Below are 5,357 nucleotides of genomic sequence, written 5' to 3'. Positions count from 1 at the left end.
CCGCGCGCCACATACATGGTGCCAAGCGTGGCGACGAATGCCGGGACGCGGAACCAGGCGATCAGTACGCCGTTGACTAATCCCACCAGCGCGCCGACCACCAGCGTCAAAATCGCCACCGCCCACACCGGCAGATAGAGCACCACGCCGAGCGCTTCGAGGTTGATGCCCTGCATCATAAATCCGGCCATCACCCCGGCGAGACCGAGCGTGGAGCCCACCGATAAATCAATGCCACCGTTGAGGATCACCAACAGCATGCCGATCGCCGGCAGACCGAAAATCGCCACGTGCGATGCCATGGTGAGGAAATTGGCGCCGGTAAAGTAGTTAGGCGACAACATTGAGAAGGTTGCAATAATCACCAGCAGCGCGATGAACGCCCGCCCTTCCAGCAGCAGGCGCGCCACATTCAGCTGCTTGTCGCTTTTTTTCTTGTTAACCACCGGCGGCGTGTCCAGCGTTTGTGTTCTGTCTGTCATACCTTTTGCTCCACTTTTCATGTCATGCCACCAGAGACTCGCCTGAAGCGGCCATAATGCGTTCTTTACTGACGCTTGCGTTGAAGATGGCGGAGATGCGCCCTTTGCTCATCACCACAATGCGATGGGCAATACTCAAACACTCGCCCACTTCCGAGGTGGTATAGACCACCGCCAGCCCCTTTTTGGCGTTCTCCGCCAGCAGGCGAAACACTTCCGCTTTGGCACCGATATCGATGCCACGGCTCGGCTCATCCAGCAGAATCACTTTGGGACGGGTGGCGAGCATTTTGCCGATCACCACTTTTTGCTGATTGCCACCGGAGAGCGATCCAATCGCCGCGTCGCCACCGGCGGTTTTCACCGTCACGTTGCGAATGCTGTCGTTAACCAGCTGTTTTTCCCGGCTTCTGGAGAGCACCAGCCCGCGCACAAAGTCGCCGATGCTGGCCAGCGACAGGTTTTCCCCCACCGACATGGTTTGTACCAGGCCATCGCGCTGCCGATCTTCTGGCACCAGCGCCAGCCCAATTTGAATGCGTTGTGAAATGGTCAGTCCGGAGATATCGGTGTCCTGCAGCAGTATATGGCCGCTGCTTTGATGCAGACGTCCGGCGATGCACTCCAGCAGCTCGGTGCGCCCCGCGCCCATCAGCCCGTAAATGCAGACGATCTCCCCGGCTTGCACCGCCAGCGATAAGTTGTCCACCAGCCGAATGCCGGTTTTGCTTTTCAGCGTCAGATCTTTAACCGTCAGCGCCGGCAGCCCGAAGTCGTAACCCTGCGGCGGCGATCCCAGATCAAAGTGATCGCCGACCATGTTGCGCACGATCCATTCGAGATCGATCTCATCGCGTTTGGCATAGGCGGTCATCACGCCATCGCGCAGCACCACCGCGCGATCGGTAATCTCCAGCGCCTCTTCAAGATGATGCGAGATATAGACAATCGCCACGCCCTGGCTGGTTAAATCGCGGATCACCTGGAACAGCACCGCCACTTCGGCTGCGCTCAGGGCTGAGGTGGGTTCATCCATGATCAGAATCTGCGAATTAACCGACAGCGCGCGTGCAATCTCCACAATCTGCTGCTGGCCCAGACGCAGGTTTTCCACTGGCGTCAGCGGATCGATCTCCTCCTCCAGCGCTGCCATCAGATGCGCCGTCACGCGCGCCTCTTCGGCATAATCGACGCCGCCCGGCTTCATGATTTCGCGGCCCATAAAGATGTTGTCGCGCACGTTCATGTTCGGCGCGAGATTCAACTCCTGATGGATAATCGAGATGCCGCAGTCCCGTGCTTCGGTGGCGGATCGAAAGGTTTTCTCCTCGCCGTTTAATAAGATTTCCCCGGTTGTTGGCGTAATCACACCAGACAAAATTTTCATCAGCGTCGATTTACCCGCGCCGTTTTCACCAAACAGCGTGGTCACTTCGCCACGACGAATTTCGAAATTGACGCCCTTCAGCGCGTGCGTGGAGCCGTACACTTTGCTGACGTTGCGCGCCTGCAGAATCACTTCGCCTTTCAGCAAGGCGGGATTGAGATTGAACGGTTTCATTTCACCTCCATGCTGACCGGCGTCACCATCCAGTTCTTCGCGTTGAGCAAACGGAACACGCCAACCACCTGCACGGTTTTACCCGGCAATGCATCGCGATCCAGCTTGTCGAGCACCGCGCTTTTCATCGCGCGATTGATCGCCGAACCGGCATTTTGATACTCGATTTGGTTGGTGAAATCGCCGAACTGAATCTTGCCGTTGGCGTCACGCAGATCGGTGCCGGTAATCGCCGGGCCGGTTTGCAGCCGCACCTGCATATCTCCCGGTAATCCGTCGATTTTCAGCGGGAAGATGCCCATCTGCCCGGCTTGTACCACGCCTGATAATTTGACGGCGAACACCGGCAACGGCGCGCCAACGCCAAACTTCTGCACCGCTTCCTGCTGATTAGCCTGCAGCGCATCGGCTAACGTTTTGGCGTCCACCGCGCGTGTTTCAACATCCTGCTGAATGGTTGGGAAGGTTTTCTGGCCGTAACTGTCCGGCGAGAATCCCTGCTCCTGCGCGTCATCGGCGGAGCCAATTTTTACCACCTTGGTGTCGAGCGCCATCGCCGCGATAACCGCGATCACCACTGCGCCGATGGCGGCGTAGCGCCGAACGCGCTTGCGGGAAATTTGCTGGGCCTGAATTGAGACATCGGACATAACGTGACCTCTCACTGACATCAGCTGCGATAATCGCGCCGATAATGTTATAAATGTGATAACTTGTGTGATGAGAATTGTGCTGATGTGACTAAATTGTCAACAGGTGGCGCGCAATTTTTTCAGGAGAGCGATCTGGATCGCTTATTTGATGTCGGTCTCGTCACAAAGCGCATTAAACCCCGCCATATAAGCCTTTATGCCGTGATGTCTCATTTCTTCTTGTGAGGTTTTACCCCCTAATCCGTGATCTGCTTCGCTATCCGAAATGAAATTTATTGGTTTTATCGAAAAATAATACAGTTGATATGTTATCTCAGTGAGAAGTGGTGTAAGACATTATTTAGCAAATTCATCACAGCCCATTAACACCTTTCCGGTGATCACGGCGATGAACAGAACTCTTCTTCTTTCGGAGGTGTACGTGGATAGTGGCGATATCATTCTGGGTCTGGATTCCGGCACCTCGGTGGTTAAAGCGGTGGCGTTTGATCTGGAAGGCACGCAACTGGCATGCGCATCGGTGCGTAACCGTTATTACCGCAGCGAAGGCGGCGCAGCGCAGCAGTCAATGAGCCAAACCTGGCAGGATGCAGTCACGGCGATACGCAAACTGGGCGAGCGTGTCGACAACCTGGCCGCGCGGGTGGTTGCCGTGGCCGTCACCGCGCAAGGCGACGGCAGCTGGCTGGTGGGTGCCAATAATCAACCTGTCGGCGATGCGTGGATCTGGCTGGATGCGCGCGCGGCACCGACGGTTGAAAAACTCAATCAACATCCGTTAGCCGCTGCGCGATTTCGCGCCACAGGCACCGGGCTCAATACCTGTCAACAGGGATCGCAGCTTGCGCACATGGATCACTTCTATCCCGAGCTGTTAGCCAACAGCGAAGTGGCGCTGCACTGCAAAGATTGGCTCTACCTCAATCTCACCGGTATTCGCGCCACCGACCCTTCCGAGGCCAGCTTTACCTTTGGCAACTTCCGCCACCAGCGTTATGACGATCAGGTGATTGCTGCGCTGGGGCTGGAACAGCGCCGCCATTTGCTACCAGAAATTATCGAAGGCACGGAAACCACGCATCCATTAACCGCTGAAGCTGCGAAGGCCACCGGTTTACGGGCCGGCACGCCAATCTGTCTCGGCTATGTCGATATGGCGATGACCGCGCTTGGCGCTGGCGTGCATACCGGTGAAGCCAACACCGCTTGCTCAATTGTTGGATCGACTGGCGTACATCTGCGCAGCGTCACCATCGATGAGGTGTGGCTTAATCCGGCGCAAACCGGCTACGTGATTCCGCTGCCGTGGCCGGGCTATGTCACCCAGGTGCAAACCAACATGGCATCAACACTCAACCTCGACTGGCTACTGAATCTGGCCAGCGATCTGCTTAACAGCTTTGGTTGCGAAATCGATCATGCCCGTTTGGTGGGACACATTGATCGCTGGCTCAACGCGGCCAAGCCCGGCAGCCTGCTCTATCACCCTTATATCTCGATTGCCGGTGAGCGCGGACCGTTTGTTAATGCCGAGGCGCGCGCCAGCTTTACCGGCCTGAGTTACACCCACAATTTTGGCGATCTGGTGCGGGCGGTGATCGAAGGCATCGGTTTTGCCGCGCGTGATTGCTATCAGGCGATGGGCAGTTTGCCGGGGGAAATCCGTTTAACCGGCGGCGCGGTGCGTTCGCAACCGCTACGCCAGATTTTATCTGCCTGCATTGGTGCGCCGGTGCGCATCAGCCAGCGTGATGAAGCCGGTGCGGCCGGTGCCGCGATGATGGCGGCGGTGGCGATTGGCGCATATCCGTCGATGGAGAGCTGCGTCAAAACCTGGGTGATGCCGCTGCTGGATGCGCCCGAAGCGCCGGCCAGCGAACTGATGCAGCGCTACAACCAGCTGTTCTCCACCTATCAGCAGATGCGTAACGATCTTCCTGCCGCCTGGCACGCGCTAAAACAGTTTTAAGGAGTAAATCATGAGTGAACACATGCTGGATCTGTTTGTGATTGGCGGCGGTATCAACGGTGCGGGTATCGCACGTGACGCCGCCGGTCGCGGCTTGTCGGTGATGATGTGTGAGAAAGATGACCTCGCGCAGGGCACCTCATCGCGCTCCGGCAAGCTGGTGCACGGCGGCCTGCGTTATCTGGAGTATTACGAGTTTCGTCTGGTGCGTGAGGCGTTAATCGAGCGCGAAGTGCTGCTCAACGCCGCGCCGCATATCATCTGGCCGATGCGGTTTGTGTTGCCGCACAGCCCAACCGATCGCCCGGCATGGCTGGTACGTCTCGGCCTGTTTCTCTATGACCACCTTGGCGGCCGTCAGAAACTGCCGGGTACGCGTTCGCTGGATTTATCGCGCGATCCCGAAGGTGCGCCGCTGCTGGACAGCTATAGCAAAGGATTCGAATACTCCGATTGCTGGGTGGATGATGCGCGGCTGGTGACGCTGAATGCGCTGGATGCTGCCGAGCGTGGTGCCACCATTCTGCCACGCACCCGCTGCGTGGCGGCAACACGTCATAACGGTAAATGGGAAATCACCCTGCAGGATGCCAGCGGCAACTCGCGTACCGTATTTGCCAAAGTGCTGGTTAACGCTGCCGGGCCGTGGGTGCTGGATATCGTTAATCAGGTAACGCACACCAAAAGCAGTC

5 protein-coding genes are annotated in these 5,357 nt (G+C 57.3%); 2 read left to right on the top strand and 3 right to left on the bottom strand.

Annotated features, from left to right (window positions below):
- The 3 genes from RTY00_RS18905 to RTY00_RS18895 form a co-directional block, all read right to left on the bottom strand.
- A partial coding sequence (locus tag RTY00_RS18905) for an ABC transporter permease (protein ID WP_312665489.1) occupies positions 1 to 482 on the bottom strand: 482 nt, incomplete at its 3' end.
- Between the two features lie 22 nt (positions 483 to 504).
- Entirely contained in the window at positions 505 to 2,043 is a 1,539-nt protein-coding gene (locus tag RTY00_RS18900) for a sugar ABC transporter ATP-binding protein (protein WP_312665488.1), read from the bottom strand.
- Positions 2,040 to 2,693, bottom strand: a complete 654-nt coding sequence (locus RTY00_RS18895) for a DUF2291 domain-containing protein (protein ID WP_312665487.1) — start codon at positions 2,691 to 2,693, stop codon at positions 2,040 to 2,042. The genes RTY00_RS18900 and RTY00_RS18895 overlap by 4 nt, the downstream gene beginning before the upstream one ends.
- A 424-nt stretch (positions 2,694 to 3,117) precedes the next feature.
- Between RTY00_RS18895 and RTY00_RS18890 the strand changes: the two genes are divergently transcribed.
- A complete protein-coding gene (locus tag RTY00_RS18890; protein WP_312665485.1) occupies positions 3,118 to 4,665 on the top strand; it encodes an FGGY-family carbohydrate kinase in 1,548 nt (515 codons plus the stop codon).
- 10 nt (positions 4,666 to 4,675) lie between these two features.
- The coding region (locus tag RTY00_RS18885; RefSeq protein WP_312665483.1) for a glycerol-3-phosphate dehydrogenase at positions 4,676 to 5,357 on the top strand (682 nt) is incomplete at its 3' end.

This window comes from Pantoea sp. CTOTU49201, assembly GCF_032054795.1.
Classification (GTDB): Bacteria; Pseudomonadota; Gammaproteobacteria; order Enterobacterales; family Enterobacteriaceae; genus Pantoea; species Pantoea symbiotica.
The sequence above is the reverse complement of the archived record's forward strand: the minus strand, read 5'-3'. Positions and strand labels throughout refer to the sequence as shown.

Bases quoted from the DNA above. Each gene is read 5' to 3' on its own strand.
- RTY00_RS18895 (WP_312665487.1), bottom strand. From the start codon at position 2,693: ATGTCCGATGTCTCAATTCAGGCCCAGCAAATTTCCCGCAAGCGCGTT.
- RTY00_RS18900 (WP_312665488.1), bottom strand. From the start codon at position 2,043: ATGAAACCGTTCAATCTCAATCCCGCCTTGCTGAAAGGCGAAGTGATT.